Origin of the sequence: Paenibacillus sp. GCM10027628 (assembly GCF_042676385.1) — a bacterium.
GTDB lineage: Bacteria > Bacillota > Bacilli > Paenibacillales > NBRC-103111 > Paenibacillus_E.
The window spans coordinates 33297-55403 of the sequence record NZ_JBHTHA010000044.1; the positions used below are offsets into that span (position 1 = coordinate 33297).

Consider the following 22107-nt stretch of genomic DNA (forward strand, 5'->3'; position numbering starts at 1 on the left):
GAGCCTAGTGATCAAATTCACTGGGCTTTTTTACTTTCTACTCGGCATGATTCCTCCAGTATATTCGGTTGTAATTAGGTTTACAGAACTTCCCCCTTTCATCCGTATAGCTGAATTTGTTGAAGCATCGCCCTCTTTCCTTTTATTTGGACTTGTCTAGTTAGCCCCACCTCCTTTTCTGTAGTCATGTTGCTGCTAGATTCAGACATCCCTCCTTTAATTAATCAAATGTTGTGTAGAGATTCGAACTAATGTACACCTTCATTTAAAATATAAAACCTCGACGTCTTGGGACCACTTACAAACGATAGTAAACCCTCTTTCGCAAATTGCTTGAGCCATTCGGCAGCCGAACGAATATTTACATTAAATTCAGCGGCTACCTCCTTGGGTCTGATTTTTCCATTTCGGCGTTTCGCGATTTCAATAATTTGCTGTTTCCTTAATTTCCATGGATCTTGCGGTGCAGGGAGTGAAGGCGCTGATTTTTTCGTTTTAGCCAAATCAAGTGCATGACGCAACATTTTTTGGCATGAAATTGGATCATTTTCAACTTGAATGGGATTCAACTTTAATACCTGCCATCCTCCCAACATGAGTTCATTATGGAGCTGCATGTGATCGCAGAACTCTTGCATACTGAGCCTGTCAGAACGAAGTTCGCTAATTTCGATGAAAAGCCTGGCTCCATTTTGAGTGAACCAAAATCCGTCAACGGATTTACTACTTCCAAGATGGCTTATAGGATGTTCGGATTTCCAAATTTCTTCATCATGAAGGGCGATAGGCCACCAGATTGACTTCAGAAATAGTGCTTCGGCTTGAGTAAGATTATGCAGAAATCCTTCGTCTGTTACCGACACATAGTGACGGTTGGTTCTATTTTTACCTTTAAATTTCTCCACGACAAAGCCCCCTTTACCAAAATGGACGAAAAAAACACACCTCCGGCGCAGACCATGCTGCAACCGGGGTGTGCTTCACTCCGACAATGTTATACATTTATTTACATTATAGAGGTGTTATGGGAAGAACGCAATAGTTTTTTTACAAATTATGTCGAATTTCTATTCAAGAAAAAAACTGATAACTCCTAAGAGGTACCAGTTTACTCTCATTAATATTTACGCTTGCCGGGTCCGTCGGTTGATTGGGTATCAGGCCACTCTTCTTGGGAGCGGCGGGTGCGGTAGAAGAACCAGCTATCGTTTAATAAACGGATTTGTCTGCGGTTTTTGTTCTGGAAGGCCCGCATTAATTGATTACAAAGCCATTGCGGCATGTGCCCATCCCCTTCCTCGCTATGTAGTAACAGCATATGAAGAATAGGCGGTTTGCGTGCAGGTCCGTATTTATTGGCTTTGGCGTTAGTTAGCTCACGAACTAAGCTTCGTACTCTTCTTCATACCATTGTTCGAGCTGAGCTTGCAGCGCGCGAATTTCTGTCAGGAGAGAGACGAGCGGGTACGACTTTTCTTGAATGCCGGCAAAAGTTTGCTCTAACCGATTAATGTACTCTAATCCGTGGACGAGCGTATAGGCGGAGCCGATGAGTTCCAGGTTATCGCACTCAGCGATCACTCTTGGAAGTTGAGGTACATCATCAGCAGTAAGCTTATCTACTTCTTTGTGCAGGCGTTGATTAAGTGCTGTCAATTGATACATATAGGAGGAAGGCATTTCTACAAATTCCAGTTGCTGTTCAAGCTTTAGAATGGCATATCGCATTTGTGGCATAATAATCGTTAAATCCCCTCTCTGTAAAGCTTTCGTTCTTCTTTTCTACTTGACAGTATAGCCGTAGATACGGTACAAATTCAAGTGAGAACTTGGCAAAGGAGCGTTCTAGAAAATGATGCGAAGCTTATTTCTGTGGAAAATGGTCGCTCCTTCCAAAATAAAAGGATTAGGCTTCGAAGGATTTCTTCACTTTTGGAGGATTGCTTATGGATGATCGGGAACTGCAGCAATGGGTGGAACAGATCTCTTTGGCATCGTTTGGTAGACCTTTTGTTCATCAAGCGCGGTTTAACCGAAGATTAAGGTCGACGGGCGGGCGTTACTTCACCAAATCCCATGATATCGAGATTAGCTGGGTGCAGTGGGAGTCGTTCGGCCATGATGAAATCGAGAAGATTATTAAGCATGAGCTGTGTCATTATCATCTGCATATACTTAAAAGAGGGTACCAACACCGGGATTACGATTTCAAAAAGCTGCTGAAACAAGTCGGAGGCAGTCGATTTTGTCAATCGCTTCCGCGGCCATCGAAGAAACAAGCCTATAAATATAGGTTGGAATGCGTGAATTGCAAGACTGAATATTATCGTAAGCGTAAGATGGATGTGCGGAAATACGCCTGTGGAAAATGTAGGGGAAAGTTGAAATCGTATACACTTGACTTACCGGCACCTTCATAATAAAATAATAATACTTCATTCCCTGATAGCTCAGTTGGTAGAGCACTCGACTGTTAATCGAGTTGTCACAGGTTCGAGTCCTGTTCGGGGAGCCATATCTTTTGGAGAGATACCCAAGTGGCTATAAGGGGACCCTCTGCTAAGGGGTTAGACTGCGTAAGCGGTGCGAGGGTTCGAATCCCTCTCTCTCCGTATATAATGATGATAAGTCCGATGGTGCTAAATCCGTCGGGCTTATTTTTATTTTGATCTCTAACAGTTTTCTAACACCGTCTAAATTACTTTCTGCTATGATAAGGACTTATTCAAACAGACGGGGGTTAAACAACAATGGCAAAACTACTTTCAATACGCGTAAGGCTACTTCTTTTACTGTTGGTCCCTTCCTTGTTGTATGTGGGAACAAGCATGTATCTGTTGCAGCTCAATGAGGCTAACGCAAGTAAGCTCACTTCTACGCTGTATGAAACTACGGACAAGAGCACCTCACTGATTTTGAACGCCGATCGCGATATGTATCAAGCGTTGACCGCATATCAGCTGATTGTCTCTGGTGCGTTAAGTGCGGAAGAGAAAGCCGTTCAGATGAAGAATTTTCAAGAAAACATTAAGCAGGCAAACGATCGTGTCGGTCAAGCGACCGCTATATTAAATGAAAAGCATTTGCTTCAAACGGTACATAGCGAAACGAAGTTAACAATTGAGCAAAATTTCAATAACTTTCATTCTTTATTCGATCAATGGGCTAAAGAAGCTACGCAGGTCGTTGAATCGTCTAAAACAGGAATGGGCGTCGTGAATGACGCCAAATTAACCGATACGTTCGAAAAAGGACGTGAAGGTATCAATCAAATCGGTGAAATTTTAGATGCGTATGCCAAAACCGGCATTGAAGAGATTCAAGCTCAAGACAAAAGGAGTAAATGGTCAGTATACGTATCTGTAGCTATAATTATTTTGATCTTACTAGCAGCGGGATCGTTCGTCATCCGTAAAATTATGAAAACGTTGCGCCGCATTGTTGAAGTTACTGGAAAAGTGGCCGCAGGAGATCTTCGTCTTGAGCCGCAGCAGAAGTATTCGCGAGATGAGCTGGGGCAAATCACAGCATCGGTGGACACCATGGTATTGAAAATCAAGGATCTTATTGGTGTGATTGCTCACAATACACAATTCGTACACTCATCTTCATTCGAATTGAGTGATAGTTCCAAAGAATCGGCAGCCGCCGCGGAGCATGTAGCCACCAACATTCAAGAGATGACTCAGGATGTGGAACACCAGACTAGAAGCAGCATGGAGACAAGCAGAGCGATTGAAGAAATGGCGATTGGGATTCAGCGTGTGGCAGAGAACTCCAGCGTGATGTCGGAACACTCCTCTCTGACCTCTCGCCATGCTCAGCTTGGGAACGATCTATTGAGCAAGCTTCAGCAGCAAATGGTCAGCATCTTGAGATCGGTTGATCATTTGTCGGATACGGTCCAATCTTTGACGCGCAAATCCGATGAAATTGGGCAAATTGCTTCAAGTATCACGAATTTCGCTAATCAGACAAATCTATTGTCTCTGAATGCATCCATTGAAGCGGCTAGAGCCGGAGAGCATGGCAAAGGGTTTAATGTTGTTGCGAACGAAATACGTAAGCTGGCCAGCCAATCCATTGATTCTGCTGAGGGAATTAACCACCTCATTTATGAAACCCGAGTCGAGATTACTAGTGTCTCCGATTCAATGAACACGACCAAACAAGAAGCAAGTGCCGGATCGAACATGATGCAGGAAGTGAACCGGAGCTTTCAAACGATCATGCAGTCCGTTCAAGAAATTGTTGCGCAGATTCATGAGACATCGGCGATTACGGAGCAAATGTCAGCAAGCTCGCAAGAAATTTCAGCTACCATGGAGCATTCTTCAAACACCGCAGGACAAATTCTTATGAAATCGCAGGGAGTAGCCGCAGCGACAGAGGAGCAGCTCGCCATGATGCAGAATATCGCCGCAGCCTCGGAGCAGTTGCAATCCGTGGTGAAAACGCTGAACGAATCCGTTGCTTATTTCAAAATCGAGTAGACGGTGAAAACGAAAGGCACTCCTATGATAGCCGTATCATAGCGAAGTGCCTTTTCATTATATTAGTTTTCGAACACTTAGAACCAACGTTTACGTTTAAAGTAATACCACATCAAAGCGCTAGTGAGGATCATCAGAATCCAAACATACAAGTAGCCGTGATTCCAGCTCAATTCAGGAATATCTTTAAAATTCATGCCATACAGTCCAACGATAAAAGTAAGAGGTAGAAAGATCGTACTGAATACCGTCAAGGTTTTCATAATTTCATTCATCCGATCGGACTTCATACTCATTTGAAGCTCCAGCAGGCCTGTAAGGGATTCCCGGAAAATGTCCAGCGAATCGACCACCCGTGAAATATGGTCCATAATATCAATGAAATAGACCTCGTCTTCCTGTCGGGTGTACGGAAAGGAACGATGACTAATCGCGGAAAGGATAATCCTCTCTTCAACGATGACACGTCTTAATTGATGCATGCTGCGTTTGAGCTGAAAAATATCCTTCGCAATCCGAATCGCAGGGTTGTCATATACGCCTTGCTCCATCGTATCCAGCCGTTCATCAAAATGATCGACAACGACGGAATAGTCATCGACACACCGGTCTAGGAGCGCGTGAAGAATGGTGCCGGGATGGCTCATTTTTTCTTTGACTTCCAGGCAGGTTTCGTACAGTTGATCTAAAAAGGGAAGCTTTTCTTTATAGACGGTAATAACAAAGTTAGGGCCGACTACGATCCCGATTTCCCGCGGCTGCAGTTGTTCAGAAATCGCGAAGAATGTTAAAAAGATATGATCCTTATATGTATCCATCTTCGGACGTTGATTCAGTTTAATGGCATCCTCAACTAGCAGGGGATGACACTTAAACGTGCGGCCCAACACTTGTTTAACCTCTTCTGCGGATGGGTTTTCCATTCGAACCCATGCCACTTCATCCGCTTTTGGGAAGCGGGGGGCCTCCTCGTGGATGCTACCATGAATTGTGTCATAAATCAGCATAGATGACTTGCACCTCGTGTCCGTTAATTTGATTTCAGCATATCATAGTTGAAGGGCGAAGTTCCAGAATTTGTGCTTGTCATACTCTGGATTATCCGTTATAATAACACTTGTCGTCAAAACGGGCTGCATAGTTCGAAGGCATTATGGCCCGTTGGTCAAGGGGTTAAGACACCTCCCTTTCACGGAGGTAACAGGGGTTCGAATCCCCTACGGGTCACCATTATTCAGGAATAGGAAGACATATTCTTCCCACATATGCGCGGTCGTGGTGGAACGGCAGACACACCATCTTGAGGGGGTGGCGCTCACAAGGCGTGAGGGTTCAAATCCCTCCGACCGCATCCCAGTTTTACAAGTTTGAAACCCTTACCCAGTAAGGGTTTTTCTTGTTTTATATTTTTATAATTATAAGCTGTAGGTTTTTATAGTTTTTTATAGTCGTGTTCATAGAATAAAAATTGAAAGCGTTTCCACAATTTGTGAACGCTTAAATCCAAATTAAAAGCAGAAATGGAGGGAATAGATTATGAGATTTGTCAAAATGGTTATGGTAACATCCTTGACCTCATTCTTGGCGGTATCGCCAGCTTTCGCTGCCGTCCCAGGGGTCGATCCTTCAGGCGTTGGAGCAAAGCAAGGCATTGTCGCCGTTTCTCACCCTTTGGCGGCTGAAGCCGGGAGAAAGATTCTGGAACAAGGCGGGAATGCCGTTGACGCCGCCGCTGCTATTCAAATGTCTTTAAATGTGGTGGAGCCGATGATGTCGGGAATCGGTGGCGGTGGATTTATGATGATCTACCTGAAAGATCAAAACAAAATTACTGTGGTCGACAGCCGCGAAGTGGCTCCGAAAAATGTGACGCCCAAACTGTTTTTGGACGAAAACGGCAAACCGGTTCCTTTTTACGATCGCCATACCAACGGTAAAGCTGTAGGGGTTCCGGGCACGCTTCTAGGCGTGGAAACGGCTCTTCAGAAGTACGGCACCATGAAATTGTCCCAAGTCATAGACCCGGCTATCGAGTACGCCGAAAAAGGGTTAAGGTAAACTGGGCTACGGCTCAGTATATCGATCAGAACGTAAAAAAGCTTCAAAAGTTTGAAACAGCGGGAAATGTATTCGTTCCAAACGGCCAACCTCTCAAAGAAGGGGATCAACTCGTTCAGCCGGATCTCGCCAAGACGCTTAAGCTGATTAAAGAAAAGGGGTCCACCGTATTATACAGTGGCGAAATCGGTCAAGCTCTTGTGGCCGAAGTTCAAAAGCGCGGAGGCTCCATGACCACGGACGACTTGAAGAACTATATCGTGAAAGAAAGAGAGCCTGTGAAAGGGAATTATCGCGGCTATGAAGTCGCCAGTTCAGCTCCTCCAAGCTCAGGCGGTCTTACCGTCATAGAAATCCTGAAATTAATGGAAGGTTATGATGTACATAAAATGGGAGTTAATTCCGCCGATTATTTGCAGCATTTAATAGAGGCTATGCATCTGGCATACGCTGACCGTGCCGCTTATATGGCTGATGAAGATTTTTATCCGGTGCCGAAAAAAGGCTTGCTGGATGAACGTTTCATTAATGAAAGAAGGCAGTTGATCAATCCGGTTACGGCAACGGCGACAGTCAAAGAAGGAGATCCCTGGAAGTATGAAGATAAGGATTTGTCCGGTAAAGCCAAGGTAAAAGAAGAAAAACCGATCGGACAAACCACCCACTTTTCCGTTATGGATAAATGGGGAAATATTGTCTCGTATACGACCACGATTGAACAAGTATTCGGTTCCGGCATTATGGTCCCGGGTTACGGCTTCATGCTCAACAATGAACTGACGGATTTCGATGCCACGCCGGGCGGGGTTAACCAAGTTGAACCAGGTAAACGTCCGCGAAGCAGCATGTCTCCTACACTAATCATCAAAGACGGAAAACCGTTTATGGCCGTCGGGTCTCCTGGGGGATCCACCATCATTGCATCCGTAGCTCAAACGATTATGAACGTGATCGATCATCAGCTGCCCATTCAAAAAGCGATCTTTACGCCTCGCATCTTTTCCAGCAGCTACCCGAACGTGAGCTGGGAAGAGGGAATTGATCAAGATGTGGTCCTTGAACTTTTGGGAAGAGGCCACCGATTTGACGAAAATCCTCAAAGCATTGGAAACGTCCAAGCCGTGATCTTCGATTTTGAAAACGGAAAAATGTACGGCGGTGCGGACAAGACAAGGGAAGGTACGGTTCTCGGAGTCGACGCGGTCAAATTTACTGCGGACAGACCCAAGTCTTCCGTTGCAGAAGAAAAGGGTACTTTTACCCTGAAAGTTAATGGCTTAGCTTATCCGTTCCAAGCTGCTCAAATGTTCATTGAGGACGGATCCAGTTACATTCAAGCGGATAAACTTCTTCTTGGTCTTGGCGTAGATGCAAAAAATGTAAAGGTGCCCGCTGTGACTAAATCTAACAAGTCTTATCTTCCTGTAAGAGCGGCTGCCGAATCTTTAGGCTATCAAGTATCTTGGAATGAAAAAGATCGTGCAGTGCTTTTGATCAGGGAAAAGGCTGAGACGATAAGCGATTTGCAGAAATACTATATGGAAGATAAATATAAAATTACAAAATAATAAACAGTGTCAAGAAAAAAACGGATGCGCTCAAAATACGCATCCGTTTTATTCATCTTGATATCGATTAACAAGTAAATGAATCGATGAATCGCAGGTCAATTCCGAAATACATCCATGTAAATCCAGTCCAACGGAAGCCGGCAATGGAGGTAGATCCTACAAAAATCGGGAAGTACCAGAATTGCTGCCCATTACTCAGCCAGACATAAGTGAAACGGAACAAGCAGCCGCCAATGGCGCCCGGATCTACGGCGAAAACGGCTCCAGCGGGTTTAAATGGCTTCTGCGGCGTATAGGATGGAGGTGGACTTGTCGGCGCCTGCGCGCTACCCGGTTGCGCTCCGCCTGGCATGGATGGTCCCGGCTGCGGAAATCCGGGTTGTGGACCTCCTGGTTGAGGGAACCCAGGGAATCCAGGGAATCCTGGAGCCATTCCAGGCTGGCCGAATCCGGGCATGCCGCCTCCGCCAGGGAAACCGCCTAAGCCAGGAAAGCCGCCTCCTCCGAAGCTGCGAGGATCGTAAGCAGGCACCCAGGCATAGGCTTGAGGCGGGTAGGGTGTGTATGCCGGATAAGGTACCGGTTGCGGATACTGGGAAGGAAAGGAAGTTGGTGAAGCTGAGCGTGTTTCATCGGTTTGTTTATTTTGCGTATCGCGGACTTCTTGCGTTTTTTTCGATGCCATTCGTTGTTCCTCCTTGGGTAAATGCGGATATTTTCGATACTTACTATATGCAGGCGGGTAGACGGATGTCACGGTAAAATGAATTCAGACGAAATATTAGGAGTTTACCATGTAAATAGGATTATTTTCCCATTGTATATGATGAAATTCAGGCATAGACTCCCATGGCTGTGAAGAATTCTGTCGTATATAATTGAAATTGGTTATATTTTGAATTCTTAAAAAGTATACTCATAAAAAGGAAGTAATCGCATGAATAATAGTACACTGACGAATGAGGCTGCTTATAGTCATAAGGACCCAATTCAGGAACAGGATCCTGTGTTGAATCGGCTTTTTTCCAATTATGGTCTTACACAGCGTGAATCCGAAATTCTTGCGTTAATTGCTACTTACGGTTATACGAATCGAGAGCTGGCTGAATATTGTTATATTAGTGAGAAAACAGTGAAGATACACCTGGCCAACATTATGAGTAAAATCGGGATTAGTTCGATGCGACGACTATTAGCGCTTCTTTTGCAGCAAGCCCTTGTCGTCTCAAGAATTACAAATGAATCCAACCGGGTAAAGTCAATAGGAATCGGATAAAAATAAAGAGAAGGCTTCTGTCAAAGAAACCTTCTCTTTTTATTTTGGCTTGGGATCCCAGGTGAAAAATGTACGGCTATCCATTTGCATGACATCCTCGATATCATTCATACGTATCCATAATTGCCCGATACACTTAAGATTACTTGCCAAAGCCGCATGACGTTGTTTGATCGTGCTTAAACTAATCCCAACACATTGTGGATGCCGCGGATTTATAATGAGATCATCGAGCAGTACAGAGATAGCGGCTTCCGTCTCATCGACTTCTTCAACCTGGAGTTTTTGAAAAGGAGCAGCGAGCGGCACGTAGAGGACTGACTTGCTCCAATCAAGCTCTCCCGGTTTAAATCGGATTGACATAACGAAGGGCTGCAGCCGCTCTTCATGAAAATCATAAAGGACGGTGAGTTTGGCCATCTATAGATGCTCCTTTTCGTTTTAAGTGCGCCAGCTTGTCCATCATGATCTTCGTAGCATCGGACCAATTGTCAGGGTTATACTTCGTGGTATGGTCTTGGTTATACTTGTGGAACTCATAGTCCATAATTCCTTGCAAGATGCGTCGCTGAATTTGCTCCAGACGCGCAGCAGCAAGACGATAGGTCACGTTAAACTCCTCGGAAAGCACCTCGATAATTTCACTTTTTCGCTCCGGAAGCGGGATATGCTTGAGCATGGAGATCGGGAGGGCGGCGTACAGCTGGAATGAAGCTGCATCCTGCTCCTGCCAGTCCAGATAACGTTCCGGCATCGTCATTTGATTACCGGAATGACGCAACACATGACAGAGCTCGTGGAGGAAGTCCTCCCACTGCTCTTTGGCGGATAGACGGCGATCGATATTGATACTGAACAGTCCGTTATTTTCTACGGCCATGCTGTTCATATCCAAGAAATAGGTCCAAATATTAAGCTTAGCCGCCAGATTCATAATATGAAGCTGATCGGGAGCTGTGATCCCGTGTCGTTCGTATAAAGCTTCGATCCATTGCTCCAGAGGCGTGGCTTGGTAATGAGTAAACATAGAACACCTCGTTATGGGAATATACGTTCGTTTATATAGGTTAAAGAAAAGCCCGAGCGGGCTTGAAGTTGCTCATTGTTGACTGTCAGGTTTCCGAGTTTGCTGCTGATCCTGGATAAAATGCCAAAAACGCAGCATTTCGTCGCGCCGTTCCTTAGGGGCGTTTTTGAAATCCTTGAAAAAAAGGTTGACCTCCGGATCATCGACTTCCGCGGCTTCGGTCCCGGTTTGGGATTCGAGGGCATCGCTTTCGGTTGGGGCAAACCCCGCGAGCAGCAGAAGCTCGTCTTTATCACCGACGCTGAGGGCGTCAGCTAAGGCAATGACCGTTTCTCTGGAAGGATTGAAGCGGTTATTTTCTATGGAATTAATGAAGGAATAACTAACGCCCGATCGTTCTCCCAGCTCTCTGAGCGAGAAATTGCGCTGCTGCCGCAGACGCCGAATGCGAATGCCGAATTGCACCATATCTTTCATCGATATATCACCTTTTTCTATTGTAAATGTAGTGGGGACTGAAAAACAAGGGGTTATGCGGAAAAATGTTTCGGAAAACAAAACTTTTGTATTGAGTTTATAAACGGGATGGAGTAAGATTTGTTTAGAAATACAAAACAACAAATTTTAGGAGATGATGTAATGAATATGGAAAGCATTCAGCTTATTGAGAATGAACAAATAGATCGTCAAGCTACACGCAAAAAGGTCGAGGGGGTTCTGGAAACGGTTCGCGTTTATGGTCAGATTGGCTTTGTGAGGAAACAGTCGAGTGTGATTTCGGGATATGAGCCGCTCTATCATGGGCCGACAAACCTGCTCAACAAGGTGACCGAGCGCGTCGCTGTCTATAATGTAGATACAGAAGAGCGGTTAACCAAGCTTTGCAAGGAGGTTGAAGAAGCAATCGGGTGCTTGGACGACAACGAGCAGGAAATGATTCGGAGGCGTTATTTGAAGCGGGATAAAGAGCCTGATTTCATGTTGTGCTATGAGCTGGATATGAGTGAGAGAACTTATCGCAGGGTCAAGGCGAAGGCCATGGCTAAGCTTGCTTACATGCTTCGGCTTGAGGTGATGCGGAAGTAGACGCGCTGATGAGCAATGAGTCTGTGAATCAAAGGCCGTCTGGCGAAAGTCGATGGGTGTCCGAGTTTTGGCCGTTTGTTGGCACTTCATTAGGTTATTGGTGTGGTAAGCTTGTAATGTAGACGAATGAGGGAGGTGATCAACGTGAGCAAGAAGGAGCTAAGCAAGTCCCAAGTAGTGCAGCCTGCGTTATGCCAAGGATGCGTATGGGGGCGGTGGGAAGGAGTGAAACAGTTTTGCAGCAGGTTAGTTTGTGAAAGAGCGTAAATACTTTTTATGAAAAAAATGTTTTGAATTTCAAAACAAAAAACCGAAAGGAGCAAAAAACAATGAACCAAATTGGCCTCAACTTCGCTATCGCTTTTCTCGGAACGCTATTGACGTACGCCTTTGGCGGATGGAATGAATTGTTGAGCCTTTTTATTTTGGCAATTGTCATTGAATACTTCACCAGCATCGCCGTTTCTATCAAAGAATCGAAATGCCTCAACAGCCAAGTTGGCTTTTGGGGCCTAATGCGTAAAGGGTTTATGCTGCTCGTCATTATGCTGGCTCATCGAGCAGATCTTTTATTTAACATTGATCTTATGATGACCGGCGCTTTATATTTTTATCTGGCTAATGAGTTCATTTCAATTACTGAAAATTACGGAAGGATGGGGCTGCCGCTGCCGAATCAGATTAAACAAATTATACAAGTACTTAGAAGCAAGGGGGGAGATCATGGATAAATGACATGCAAAATCAGAATTTCACCGCCTGGCAAACGAGCTTCGCAAAGTTTCCGGACAACCATGCATCGACTAAAAATGTCCTAGAATGCGACAATGGAGTTACGTTTCGTATCCAGCTCGATGCTAAAAGTGATCGGTACATTTGGCCTATTAAGAGCCGTAAATCTAGGAGTATAAGGCCGCGAAAATCTAGTAAACCATAAAAACAAGAAGAATATTATTAAAAGTAGATACAAAACGTATCCGATGTGATATGATGTAACCAATTGGTACATTTGAACTACAGGCGTATAAAATTGGAGGCATGTATGAGTGCTATAGCTGGCGTTCTCAACAGTAACGGTGAACCTGTATCTACCGAGGTTATCCGGAATATGATGCATGCCCTGGAGAAATATCCTGCTGATGATGTAAGAACATGGTATGGCGGATCTGTGTTTATGGGTTGTCATGCTCAGTGGATCACACCTGAATCGATTCACGAGCAGCTCCCTTATTATGATGAATCTAATATGCTGGCGATTACGGCAGACGCGATCATTGATAACCGGGAAGAGTTGTTTAATCGACTACAAGTCAATTATCATCGGCGCAAACGGATAACGGACAGTGAGCTTATTTTGTTAGCCTATCAAAAATGGGGAAAAGAAGCGCCGCAATACTTGATCGGTGATTTTGCCTTTGTCATCTGGGATGAGAAGAAACGTCAACTCTTTGGAGCGCGCGATTTATTAGGAAACCGAACGCTATATTATCATCATGATACGCGGCATTTCTCCTTTTGCACGGTAATGAATCCGCTCTTCACTTTACCCGGCATCAAAAAAAGACTTAATGAATCGTGGCTAGCCGAATTTCTGGCGATTCCCTTCATTTTGGATTCGATCGATGTTCAATCCACCTTGTACAGTGCAATTGATCAGGTTCCTCCAGCTCATACATTTACGATAGAGGACGGTAAGTTAAGATTGGAGCAATATGGAACATTTGCCGTTCCTGATAGGAAACTTAAGTATAAGACGAACACCGAATATGAAGAGGCGTTTCGCGAAGTTTTTATGGAAGCGATTACATCGAGACTCAGAACCTACCGTCAGGTCGGAGCAAGCCTAAGCGGGGGACTAGATTCAGGTGCAGTCGTCAGTTTTGCCGTAAACCCATTGCAAATGGAGGGAAAGGCGTTACGCACATACAGTTACATCCCTCCATCGGATTTTGTGGATTGGACTTCAAAAAGCATGGTTGCCGACGAAAGCCCGTATATTCAAGCTACGGTTGAACATTTGGGCAATCTGACACATCGCTATATGGATTTTTCGGGTCGAGACTCATACGGCGAAATTGACGACTTGCTTGATCTTATGGAAGGGCCCTACAAATTTTTTGAGAATTCTTTTTGGCTCAAAGGGATGCTCGAACAAGCGCGGCTTGACGAAGTTGGAGTGTTATTAAATGGGGCAAGAGGAAATTATACGATCTCATGGGGACCGGCTATCGATTATTATGCCCAGCTCTTAAAGAAACTGCGTTGGATCCGGTTTTACCGGGAAATGAAGCTCTATGGAAAAATAGAAAATATTAGAAGAGTCCATTTGCTGCCTTTCATTGGCAAGCAAGCAATTTCTTCAATGACGCGCATGCCATTTTCTAGGCCCCAACCGAGTAACCCACTATTAATTCATCCGGACTTAGCAGCACGAACTGGAGTCATTGACAAGCTAATTAAATACGATGTCGGATTGACGGAATCTTCTTTGGACGAATTCGCTGCAAGAAAAGATCAATTCATTAATTTAGCGGTATCGAATCACCAAGGAACGTCGACAACGAAATTATCATTACGTTATGGTGTCTTGGAAAGAGATCCGACCAGTGATCCGAGAGTCATTCGATTCTGCTTATCTTTACCCGTCGAGCAGTATGTCCAAGAGGGCAGAGACCGTTCGCTCATCCGAAGGTCGACGGCAGGGTATTTGCCTGATAAAGTCCGTTTAAATCAACGCGTTCGCGGTATTCAAGGGGCCGACTGGATACACCGTGTGCTGCCTTCATGGCGCTTGCTTACTGAGGAAGTGAATCAACTGTGCCGCGATTCCGCTGTTTCGCAATTGCTGAATGTCAAACAGATCAAGGAGTCGCTTACGAAAATCGGAGATTCACCGAAGCCGGAGCTCGCCTATAATCCGGATGTAAGATTGATTATGCAGAGTCTAATTGTGTATCGATTTTTACAAAGTGTCTCTTAGCAGATCCGGCTGCTTGAAAGGAGGTGATATCCATGGAAAACCAAACGAAGCTAGAGTGGCAACAACCTACATTGGAAGTGCTCGACGTCACACAGACGATGGGTGGACCCAATGGCCGTGTTCCTGATAAAAATGGCAAAGGGTCTAATAACCGCAGCTAGGAGACTCGTAGGATATCCATTTCCAGAGTAAACTGCAATTGTCCTTAGCCCTTATACAATTAAAGTATAAGGGCTTATTTATTAGAAAACCAAATCCGAGGTGAGGAAGATCATACCTACTTTAAAACAAACCGTTTATCATGCATTCGGCTTAAGACTAGTGAGTGAAATAGCTCTGCCAGAAGTGCTGCATGCAGCAGAACAAGAGGTCATAGCGGATGTAGAAATAAAGATGGAGGACTTATCAGGACTATGGAGTGAATTCGGGGATCCTGATGACTTCTGCGCATATACCGAAAATCAGTTTTTGTTTTATGTTCCCGATACGGCAATTTTTAGTATCCGTGAAGGAAGACAAATTTCCGTATCTCCTTTAGCTGGGGCTACAGAGGAAAGCATTCGTCTATACCTGCTCGGAACGTGTATGGGGGCGATCTTAATACAGCGAAGAATACTTCCTCTCCATGGAAGTGCAATAGTTATTGATGGGAAAGCCTATGCGTTCGTTGGTGATTCCGGTGCCGGGAAGTCGACGCTTGCTGCTGCGTTTCTCCAAAACGGTTATCCACTTCTTAGCGATGATGTGATTGCCGTGCAACTGGAAAGGGATAGCCATCATCCTTTCGTGATTCCGGCTTATCCACAGCAAAAGCTGTGGCAGCAAAGCATTGATCAATTGGGGATGGAAGCGAATCGCTACCAAACCATATATGATACCAAGTACGCCGTACCCGTATCATCTATGTTCTGCGAGAGGCCTGTTCCATTGGCTGGCATATTCGAACTGCTCAAGACGGATACCGATGCTGTAGAAATAGATTGCTACCGAGGGCTTGAACGGCTGCCGATCTTGTATTATCACACCTACCGTCATTTTCTGATTCCGCAATTGGGCGCGGGACAGTGGCATTTTTCAACGATTTCAAACATTAGCAGCAAGGTAAATATGTACCAATTACGCAGGCCGTCTGTCGGTTTTACGATTAACGATCTGATATCCCAAGTATTACAAACAGTCAATGAAGGGGCCTTTTGAATGGAGCAATTACTCCTTTTCATCAAGAAGCTGCATAATTTCGCAGGGATTCGATTATATGTCAATTTAATCGGTATGGTTGTGATCAGCTCGCTCGAAGGTGCAGGCATCTTTCTTTTGGCACCGATGTTAAGTTTAATCGGCCTATTTCGTTCAGCTTCTGAAGGTATTCCGTTTGTTTCATCGATATTTGAGCCATTGAATGGATTGCCGGAAGGATTTAAGTTATGTGTGATTCTTGGGCTCTTTATTCTGTTGCTTGTCATCCAGTCGCTTCTGCAGCGTTATCAAACGAACTTGAATGAGGGAATCGAACAAGGATTTATCCGGCATCTGCGACTGGAAGTTTATGAAGCTTTATTGCAGTCCAACTGGTCATTTTTCCTGAGAAAAAGAAAATCGGACTTTATTCACATCATGACAACCGAATTGCCACGGGTCAGTTATGGCATTTACCAATCCCTACAATTAATAACGACGTTTCTGTTTACCTTTGTCCAAATCGCATTCGCACTTTGGCTATCAGTTCCGCTTACGGTTTCTGTCCTGCTCTGCGGATTGGCTCTCGCCCTTTATTTACGCAGGTTTATTCATAAATCTCAAACAATCGGAGAGCATACGACTTTGCTGTCACAGAGCTATATGGCCGGTATGACCGATCATTTCAACGGTATTAAAGACATCAAAAGCAATATGATGGAAGGACAGCATTTGACCTGGTTCCGTTCACTTTGTTATCAGATGGAGCATAATTTTATTCAATTTACGAGATTGCAATCGGCTTCTCAATACTATTACAAAGTAGCGTCGGGATTATTAATTGCTTTATTTGTTTTTTTATCCTTTATGGTTTTTCATGTGCCGGCAGAAAGGCTTGTTTTTATTGTCATTATTTTTTCGCGCTTATGGCCCAAGTTTTCAACATTACAGTCCAGTTGGGAACAAATTACTGCAACGCTTCCCGCTTTCAAGAGCTTGGCGGATTTGCAAAAAGAGTATGCAGCTGCCCAAGAAATGGACCTAGAGGAACTTAATCATGAAAATACGGTTCGCATTAGGCAGGGAATTGAATGCCGTAACGTTTATTATCGTTATGACAGTCATAATTCCACTTATGCACTTAAGGATATTAACCTGCGGATTTCAGCTAATAGTATGACGGCTATTGTTGGCAAATCGGGAGCGGGGAAAAGCACACTTATTGATCTATTGATCGGACTCATTCATCCAGAAAAGGGAGAGGTCTTAGTAGATGGAAAACCATCTGCTATGGATGGCGCATCTTCTTTACGGCGTACAATCAGCTATGTCTCACAAGATCCTTTTTTGTTCCATGCAAGTCTTAGGGAAAACCTGATAATCGCAGCACCTCATGCAAGTGAAATGCAGATGTGGGAGGCTTTACGCTTCTCCGCTTCTGAAGAATTCGTGAAGAAGCTTCCACAAGGATTGGATACTGTCCTAGGGGACCGTGGGGTACGCTTATCAGGAGGGGAACGGCAACGAATCGTTCTGGCGAGAGCGATCTTGCGTAAACCGTCCATCCTGGTTCTGGATGAAGCCACAAGTGCACTTGATAGTGACAATGAAGCTAAGATTCAAGAAGCTCTTGAGCGCTTGAAGGGAAGCATGACCATTATTGTCATTGCCCATCGGTTATCGACGATCCGGCATGCGGATCAAGTCATTGTATTAGACCATGGTAGAGTAATTCAGCAGGGAGGGTATCAGCAACTTTCCGCGGAGCGGGATGGCATGTTCGGTCAATTGCTTGATTATCAGGCGAGGGCGAAAGGATGAGTTGGAAGATCACTGCGAAGCGTGCTATAATACTTACCGTGATACAAAATGTATCAAAACTAATTATTTTTTGTTTGAGGAGGAGTTATGTCAAGTCTACTCTTTTTGAAAAATACGTTGCTATTACTTATATTTGGTCTCTTTGTATCAGCGTCGACTCCGGAAGCATCGTTATTAATTGATAATAAGGAAACAAACAATAAAGATGTAACATCAAGAGTAGAAGTCTTGGGGAACCCATTTTCAAAATCAGCATACGCGCGAAATGTATGGGACATGCAAGTTTTCGATGGAAAAATCTATTTAGGGCACGGCAATAGCAGTAATGATGGGCCTTCGCCAAATGCGGGGCCTATTCCAATTTACTATTATAACCCAACTACAAACAAATTTGAAACACAGGATGTCGTCTCCTCTTCGGCAAAAAAAACGGGTACTAAGAAATATGTTGATGAAGAACAAATCGACACGTTTAAAGTGCTGAACGGAAAACTCTATATTCCTGGCAATGACGCGCATGGCGAGGGTTGGGAATTTGGCAACTATTATAAATTGGATAACGGTAAGTGGATAAAATATAGAAACATTCCGAATGGCATACATGTTTACGATATGGCCTACTTTAATGGCAATCTTTATGCAGCTATTGGTACAGATACCAGTCCTGATGTTCTCATGTCGCAGGATGACGGCATAACGTGGTCCAAGATAGGTTCCGTCGATAAATTCGGTCCGACCAGAGCTTATACTTTATTTGAATTTAAGAAAAAGCTGTATGCAGTAAGTGCATTGTTGCCCAAAAATAATAATTGGTCAGATGAGACTAAAATATTGTGCATTCAAGGTTGTGCAAGTGAAGGAATAGCGAAACAAGAAACTCGCCAGACAACCGTTTTCGGGAGCGAAATGCTGCCCGGGATTTCCAAAAATGCGACGAAAGTGCCTCCTTATGTAAGGATGGTTAGAACAACCGTTATTGATAATAAACTATTGTATATTGCTGGGGAAATAGTGAATGATCAGCATTGGATCCCTCAATCTTTATTTGTCGCCACTGATATCAATGATGCCCGCAGTGTAGCCTTTCCTAATCCTAAAGCGCTGCCTATGGACTTACTAGTTCGTGGAGATACGGTTTTTGCATTAGCCTATGTGGAAACCTCCCCTGGACAATATACCAATATCGTATATAAAGCGAATAGCAGTGATCTAGTCAACTGGACTGAACTATTTAGTTTTAAACAAAATACCTTTGCAAGGTCTTTTGAAGAATTGAATGGTGATTTTTACTTTGGAATGGGGAGTAACGATAACAATCCTTCGGAATTAACGGGTACAATCCTTAGAGTTAAAAAAAAGTAATAAAATTTCCATAAATACGATACAAAACGGATACTTTGTGCTATACTATGATACATAATGTATCTAAAGAAAGAAAATGAAGTTTGCAGGGGGCTGCTCGATTGATAAATGCTCAAGGTAATAACCTCACTTTCCTGCTCTGTGTTCCCCGGAGCGGAAGTTCATTAGCGACTGTTATGCTCCAAAACCATAGTAAAGTGTTTGCAACCCAAGAGATGTGGTTTTTGATGAGCTTGTACGATTTGCAAAATAACCAGTCTCGTCCGTATGGAGGAGCGGGAATTGTTAATCAGTTCTTTAATGGCGTACTTCCAGGAGAAGTGTTTGAGCAAGCCTGCAGGTCGTTCTCACTTCAAGTGTACAATGGATTACTTCAAAGCAGCGATGCTGAGATCGTTGTAGACAAGTCACCTCGGTATTACTACGTATTAGAATTCCTGGATAAGTTGTTCCCGCAATCCAAACGAATATGGCTTATCCGAAACCCTCTAAGTATTTTAGCTTCGTACAAAAAAGTTGAAGCGCAAATCAATCGATTTAATATCAGTGAAGATCTTTTGAATCCCCGATTTAATATCAAGAGCACAGATCTTACAGCGGGTTTGTTTCGTTACTTCAACTATTTTTCGTCTAACCATCCTCTTACATATCGTTTGCAATATGAAAAGTTGGTTTCCGAACCTCAAGAAGAAATGAAAAAGGTATGCGAATTCATGGGAATTGAATATGAAGAAGGTTTGGAAAAGTATGGGCAGCATATGAACACTCCCAAATCGGAGATGTTCTACAGCATGGGCGTAGGAGATCCCTTTCTAGCCACTCATGCGGAACCGCATCGTGATTCCATACATAGCTGGAAAGAAGTGCTTGATAAGAAGGAAGTTGAAACCTACTGCAATGTGCTGGGTGCTCAATTGTTCCATGATCTCGGTTACAGTGATGAACTGAAAGAGGCGGAAAGATGGACGGGGGTTACTTTTGCATCCAAACCGGATTCGGATTTGATTGCATATCGCTCCAAACAATTAGTAGACGCCACAGGGTGCAAATGGGAAGACGAATATAAAATGAAGATGCATCAAATAGAAGCGGTTGATATGGATACTGTTCGTACCGAAAGTCATGTGAATAGCCAAGTGTTTCAACTTCAGGCCACATTGCGTTCATTGGAAAAGAGGTTGGAAAACAGTTATAAGGAACAAAGACGGGCTAAGAATCAGCTTGAAGCGTTGCAAAGCAAGGTTAACAGAATAAAGTCAATCGTTCCTTTTGGGAATCGGCTGTCCAATTGGGCATCGGATTATTTGATTCATCGTGGGAGGAAATAAATGAGTGCTATAGCCGGTATTTACTATTATGAGGAGAAGCCAGTGTCTTTGGATGAAGGTGCTAATCTTATGCATGCTTTGCAAAGATATCACGCTGATTGTGTACATACTTGGCTTAATGGATCCGTATTTCTAGGGTGCCATGCTCAATGGATCACACCCGAATCCGTTCATGAGAAGTTACCTTTTTATAACAGCGAATATAGGTTGGCTATTACAGCGGATGCGATCATCGATAACCGTAAAGAATTATTCCAGCAGTTGCAAGTGGATCCGGGTAGAAGGGGCCATATATCGGATAGTGAATTAATCCTGCTAGCCTACTTAAAATGGGGTGAAGAGTCTCCCAAGCATTTAATAGGCGACTTTTCATTTATGATCTGGGATGAAACCAAGCAGCAGATGTTTGGAGCAAGAGATATCTCTGGGAATCGAACGCTGTATTATTATAACGAGCAACGGTTCTTTGCGTTTTGTACCGCGATTTCCCCTCTTTTTACTTTACCAGGTAATAGAAAAGAACTGCATGAACAATGGCTGGCAGAGTTTTTAAGCATACCGGATATGTTTGAATCTACCAATATATATGCAACCCCTTATAAACGTATTGACCAACTTCCCCCGGCTCATTCCATTCTAGTTAAGGATGGCAGGATCTTGTTGAATAGATATGCCGTGCTATCTGACGTAGAGCCGCTTCACCTTAAATCCAATGAGGAGTACGTGGAGGCATTCCGCGACATTTTTCAAGAAGCTGTTAATGCTAGACTTCGTACACATCGACAAATTGGCGCGGCCCTCAGTGGGGGATTAGATTCCGGTGCTGTTGTTAGCTTTGCGGCAGAGACCTTACGGCAGGAAGGTAAGCCAATTCATGCTTTTAGCTATGTGCCTGTTAGTGATTTTGTTGATTGGACCTCGAATAGACTAATTGCTGACGAGCGCCCTTTCATTCAATCGACTGTTCAGCACGTAGGGAATATTAAAGAAAATTATATGGACTTTAATGGAATTAGTCCTTTTTCAGAGATTGACGCTATGTTGACTTCTTTGGAAACGCCCTATAAATTCTTTGAAAATTCTTTCTGGATTAAAGGGTTTTATGAAAGAGCTCAGACTGAAGATGTGGGAGTTCTGTTGACGGGTGCAAGGGGAAACTTCACAATCTCGTGGGGACCAACGATGGAATACTATACCATGTTGTTGAAAAAAATGAAATGGATTCATTTTTCCAGAGAGATTTATCAATATAGTAATCTTACGGGAATTGGCAAAAAAAGACTGCTGAAAATTATTGGCAGGAATGCATTTCCGTTTATGAAGAAAACATCACATGCCGATCATACAGGCATTTCTGATCTTATCCATCCTGCATTTGCAGACAAAACCAATGTGATGGAGCATCTTTCAAAATCAGTTTTGAATCTTCGCGATTCCAGAGATGATGCCATCGAAGTGAGAAAAGATAAATTTACGAATCTATCCATCGCCAATAAGAATGGAGCATTGTCAACAAAATTATCATTAAGTTACGGTCTGCTGGAACGAGATCCTACGAGCGACCCCAGAGTCGTTCAATTCTGTTTATCTGTTCCTATTGAACAATATGTCCAGAATGGTCAAGACAGGTCTTTGATCCGTAGGGCGACACATCATTATTTGCCGGATAAAGTAAGATTGAACCAGCGAGTACGTGGGGTACAACCGGCAGATTGGGTTCATCGTATGACACCTGCGTGGCATTTATTTATAGAAGAATTGCAGCAGCTTTGCAAGGACGGGGTTGCCGCAGACTATTTGAACATCGATAAAATCAAAGAGGCTATGAATGAAGTGAGTGATCCGCGGTCAGAACATGCAACGAATCCGAAGGCGAGACTGCTTATGCACAGTCTGATTGTTTATCGATTTCTTAAAAACTTCTAATGA

General features: G+C 43.8%; 21 protein-coding genes, 4 tRNA genes and 1 pseudogene. 18 read left to right on the forward strand and 8 right to left on the reverse strand.

Annotation, left to right across the window (positions count from 1 at the left end):
• Positions 1-248 precede the first annotated feature (248 nt).
• The 3 genes from ACFQZT_RS27285 to ACFQZT_RS27295 form a co-directional block, all read right to left on the reverse strand.
• Entirely contained in the window at positions 249-905 is a 657-nt protein-coding gene (locus ACFQZT_RS27285) for a hypothetical protein (RefSeq protein ID WP_379305176.1), read from the reverse strand.
• A gap of 212 nt (positions 906-1117) precedes the next feature.
• Entirely contained in the window at positions 1118-1282 is a 165-nt protein-coding gene (cmpA, locus tag ACFQZT_RS27290; protein ID WP_188173512.1) for a cortex morphogenetic protein CmpA, read from the reverse strand.
• 101 nt (positions 1283-1383) lie between these two features.
• Positions 1384-1737: a hydrolase/acyltransferase gene (locus ACFQZT_RS27295; RefSeq protein ID WP_379305178.1), complete on the reverse strand. Its 354-nt coding sequence runs from the start codon at positions 1735-1737 to the stop codon at positions 1384-1386.
• A 209-nt stretch (positions 1738-1946) separates the two neighbouring features.
• Between ACFQZT_RS27295 and ACFQZT_RS27300 the strand changes: the two genes are divergently transcribed.
• From ACFQZT_RS27300 to ACFQZT_RS27315, 4 genes are all read left to right on the forward strand, one after another.
• Positions 1947-2420 (forward strand): SprT family protein, encoded by a 474-nt coding sequence (locus ACFQZT_RS27300; protein ID WP_379305180.1) that lies wholly within the window; start codon positions 1947-1949, stop codon positions 2418-2420.
• A 19-nt stretch (positions 2421-2439) separates the two neighbouring features.
• A tRNA-Asn gene (locus ACFQZT_RS27305) sits at positions 2440-2515 on the forward strand.
• A gap of 8 nt (positions 2516-2523) precedes the next feature.
• A tRNA-Ser gene (locus ACFQZT_RS27310) sits at positions 2524-2612 on the forward strand.
• Positions 2613-2750: 138 nt separating this feature from the next.
• Positions 2751-4493 carry a methyl-accepting chemotaxis protein gene (locus ACFQZT_RS27315; RefSeq protein WP_379305182.1) on the forward strand — a complete coding sequence of 581 codons (1743 nt, stop codon included), beginning with the start codon at positions 2751-2753 and terminating at the stop codon, positions 4491-4493.
• Positions 4494-4570: 77 nt separating this feature from the next.
• Here ACFQZT_RS27315 and corA read toward each other — a convergent pair whose 3' ends face one another.
• The gene (gene corA, locus ACFQZT_RS27320; RefSeq protein WP_379305184.1) at positions 4571-5500 is read right to left on the reverse strand and encodes a magnesium/cobalt transporter CorA; all 930 of its coding nucleotides are present in this window, start codon (positions 5498-5500) and stop codon (positions 4571-4573) included.
• Positions 5501-5648: 148 nt separating this feature from the next.
• Here corA and ACFQZT_RS27325 point away from each other — a divergent pair.
• The 4 genes and pseudogenes from ACFQZT_RS27325 (at position 5649) to ACFQZT_RS27340 (ending at position 8119) form a co-directional block, all read left to right on the forward strand.
• Positions 5649-5723: transfer RNA gene (locus ACFQZT_RS27325), tRNA-Glu, on the forward strand.
• A gap of 39 nt (positions 5724-5762) precedes the next feature.
• A tRNA-Leu gene (locus tag ACFQZT_RS27330) sits at positions 5763-5844 on the forward strand.
• Positions 5845-6236: 392 nt separating this feature from the next.
• Positions 6237-7672 (forward strand): annotated as a pseudogene (gene ggt, locus ACFQZT_RS27335) (gamma-glutamyltransferase); the annotation flags it as partial.
• A gap of 183 nt (positions 7673-7855) precedes the next feature.
• Positions 7856-8119, forward strand: coding sequence for a stalk domain-containing protein (locus ACFQZT_RS27340; protein WP_379305473.1), 264 nt, complete (start codon positions 7856-7858; stop codon positions 8117-8119).
• 67 nt (positions 8120-8186) lie between these two features.
• On the opposite strand, the gene ACFQZT_RS27345 is transcribed toward ACFQZT_RS27340, so the two are convergent.
• Positions 8187-8654, reverse strand: coding sequence for a collagen-like protein (locus ACFQZT_RS27345; protein WP_379305475.1), 468 nt, complete (start codon positions 8652-8654; stop codon positions 8187-8189).
• A gap of 405 nt (positions 8655-9059) precedes the next feature.
• Between ACFQZT_RS27345 and ACFQZT_RS27350 the strand changes: the two genes are divergently transcribed.
• Positions 9060-9398 carry a response regulator transcription factor gene (locus tag ACFQZT_RS27350; RefSeq protein WP_379305186.1) on the forward strand — a complete coding sequence of 113 codons (339 nt, stop codon included), beginning with the start codon at positions 9060-9062 and terminating at the stop codon, positions 9396-9398.
• A 39-nt stretch (positions 9399-9437) separates the two neighbouring features.
• On the opposite strand, the gene ACFQZT_RS27355 is transcribed toward ACFQZT_RS27350, so the two are convergent.
• The 3 genes from ACFQZT_RS27355 to ACFQZT_RS27365 all read right to left on the reverse strand — a co-directional run bounded on the left by ACFQZT_RS27355 (position 9438) and on the right by ACFQZT_RS27365 (position 10902).
• Positions 9438-9818 carry a hypothetical protein gene (locus ACFQZT_RS27355; protein ID WP_379305188.1) on the reverse strand — a complete coding sequence of 127 codons (381 nt, stop codon included), beginning with the start codon at positions 9816-9818 and terminating at the stop codon, positions 9438-9440.
• Positions 9793-10425 (reverse strand): ImmA/IrrE family metallo-endopeptidase, encoded by a 633-nt coding sequence (locus ACFQZT_RS27360; protein WP_379305189.1) that lies wholly within the window; start codon positions 10423-10425, stop codon positions 9793-9795. Before ACFQZT_RS27360 ends, ACFQZT_RS27355 begins: the two co-directional genes overlap by 26 nt.
• A 72-nt stretch (positions 10426-10497) precedes the next feature.
• Positions 10498-10902, reverse strand: coding sequence for a helix-turn-helix domain-containing protein (locus ACFQZT_RS27365; protein ID WP_379305191.1), 405 nt, complete (start codon positions 10900-10902; stop codon positions 10498-10500).
• Positions 10903-11064: 162 nt separating this feature from the next.
• Here ACFQZT_RS27365 and ACFQZT_RS27370 point away from each other — a divergent pair, with 162 nt between their 5' ends.
• The 9 genes from ACFQZT_RS27370 to ACFQZT_RS27410 all read left to right on the forward strand — a co-directional run bounded on the left by ACFQZT_RS27370 (position 11065) and on the right by ACFQZT_RS27410 (position 22104).
• Complete coding sequence (locus ACFQZT_RS27370; RefSeq protein ID WP_379305193.1) at positions 11065-11511, forward strand: ArpU family phage packaging/lysis transcriptional regulator; 447 nt, start codon at positions 11065-11067, stop codon at positions 11509-11511.
• 329 nt (positions 11512-11840) lie between these two features.
• The gene (locus tag ACFQZT_RS27375; protein ID WP_379305195.1) at positions 11841-12242 is read left to right on the forward strand and encodes a phage holin family protein; all 402 of its coding nucleotides are present in this window, start codon (positions 11841-11843) and stop codon (positions 12240-12242) included.
• A 311-nt stretch (positions 12243-12553) separates the two neighbouring features.
• Positions 12554-14491, forward strand: coding sequence for an asparagine synthase-related protein (locus ACFQZT_RS27380; protein WP_379305197.1), 1938 nt, complete (start codon positions 12554-12556; stop codon positions 14489-14491).
• A 32-nt stretch (positions 14492-14523) separates the two neighbouring features.
• Entirely contained in the window at positions 14524-14652 is a 129-nt protein-coding gene (locus tag ACFQZT_RS27385; protein ID WP_379305199.1) for a paeninodin family lasso peptide, read from the forward strand.
• A 109-nt stretch (positions 14653-14761) separates the two neighbouring features.
• Positions 14762-15688, forward strand: a complete 927-nt coding sequence (locus ACFQZT_RS27390) for an aldolase (protein WP_379305477.1) — start codon at positions 14762-14764, stop codon at positions 15686-15688.
• A complete protein-coding gene (locus ACFQZT_RS27395) occupies positions 15689-17488 on the forward strand; it encodes an ABC transporter ATP-binding protein (RefSeq protein ID WP_379305201.1) in 1800 nt (599 codons plus the stop codon). It begins immediately after the preceding gene.
• 87 nt (positions 17489-17575) lie between these two features.
• Positions 17576-18850: a hypothetical protein gene (locus tag ACFQZT_RS27400; RefSeq protein WP_379305203.1), complete on the forward strand. Its 1275-nt coding sequence runs from the start codon at positions 17576-17578 to the stop codon at positions 18848-18850.
• 101 nt (positions 18851-18951) lie between these two features.
• Complete coding sequence (locus tag ACFQZT_RS27405) at positions 18952-20178, forward strand: sulfotransferase family protein (protein WP_379305205.1); 1227 nt, start codon at positions 18952-18954, stop codon at positions 20176-20178.
• Positions 20179-22104, forward strand: a complete 1926-nt coding sequence (locus ACFQZT_RS27410) for an asparagine synthase-related protein (RefSeq protein WP_379305207.1) — start codon at positions 20179-20181, stop codon at positions 22102-22104.
• Positions 22105-22107: the final 3 nt, after the last annotated feature.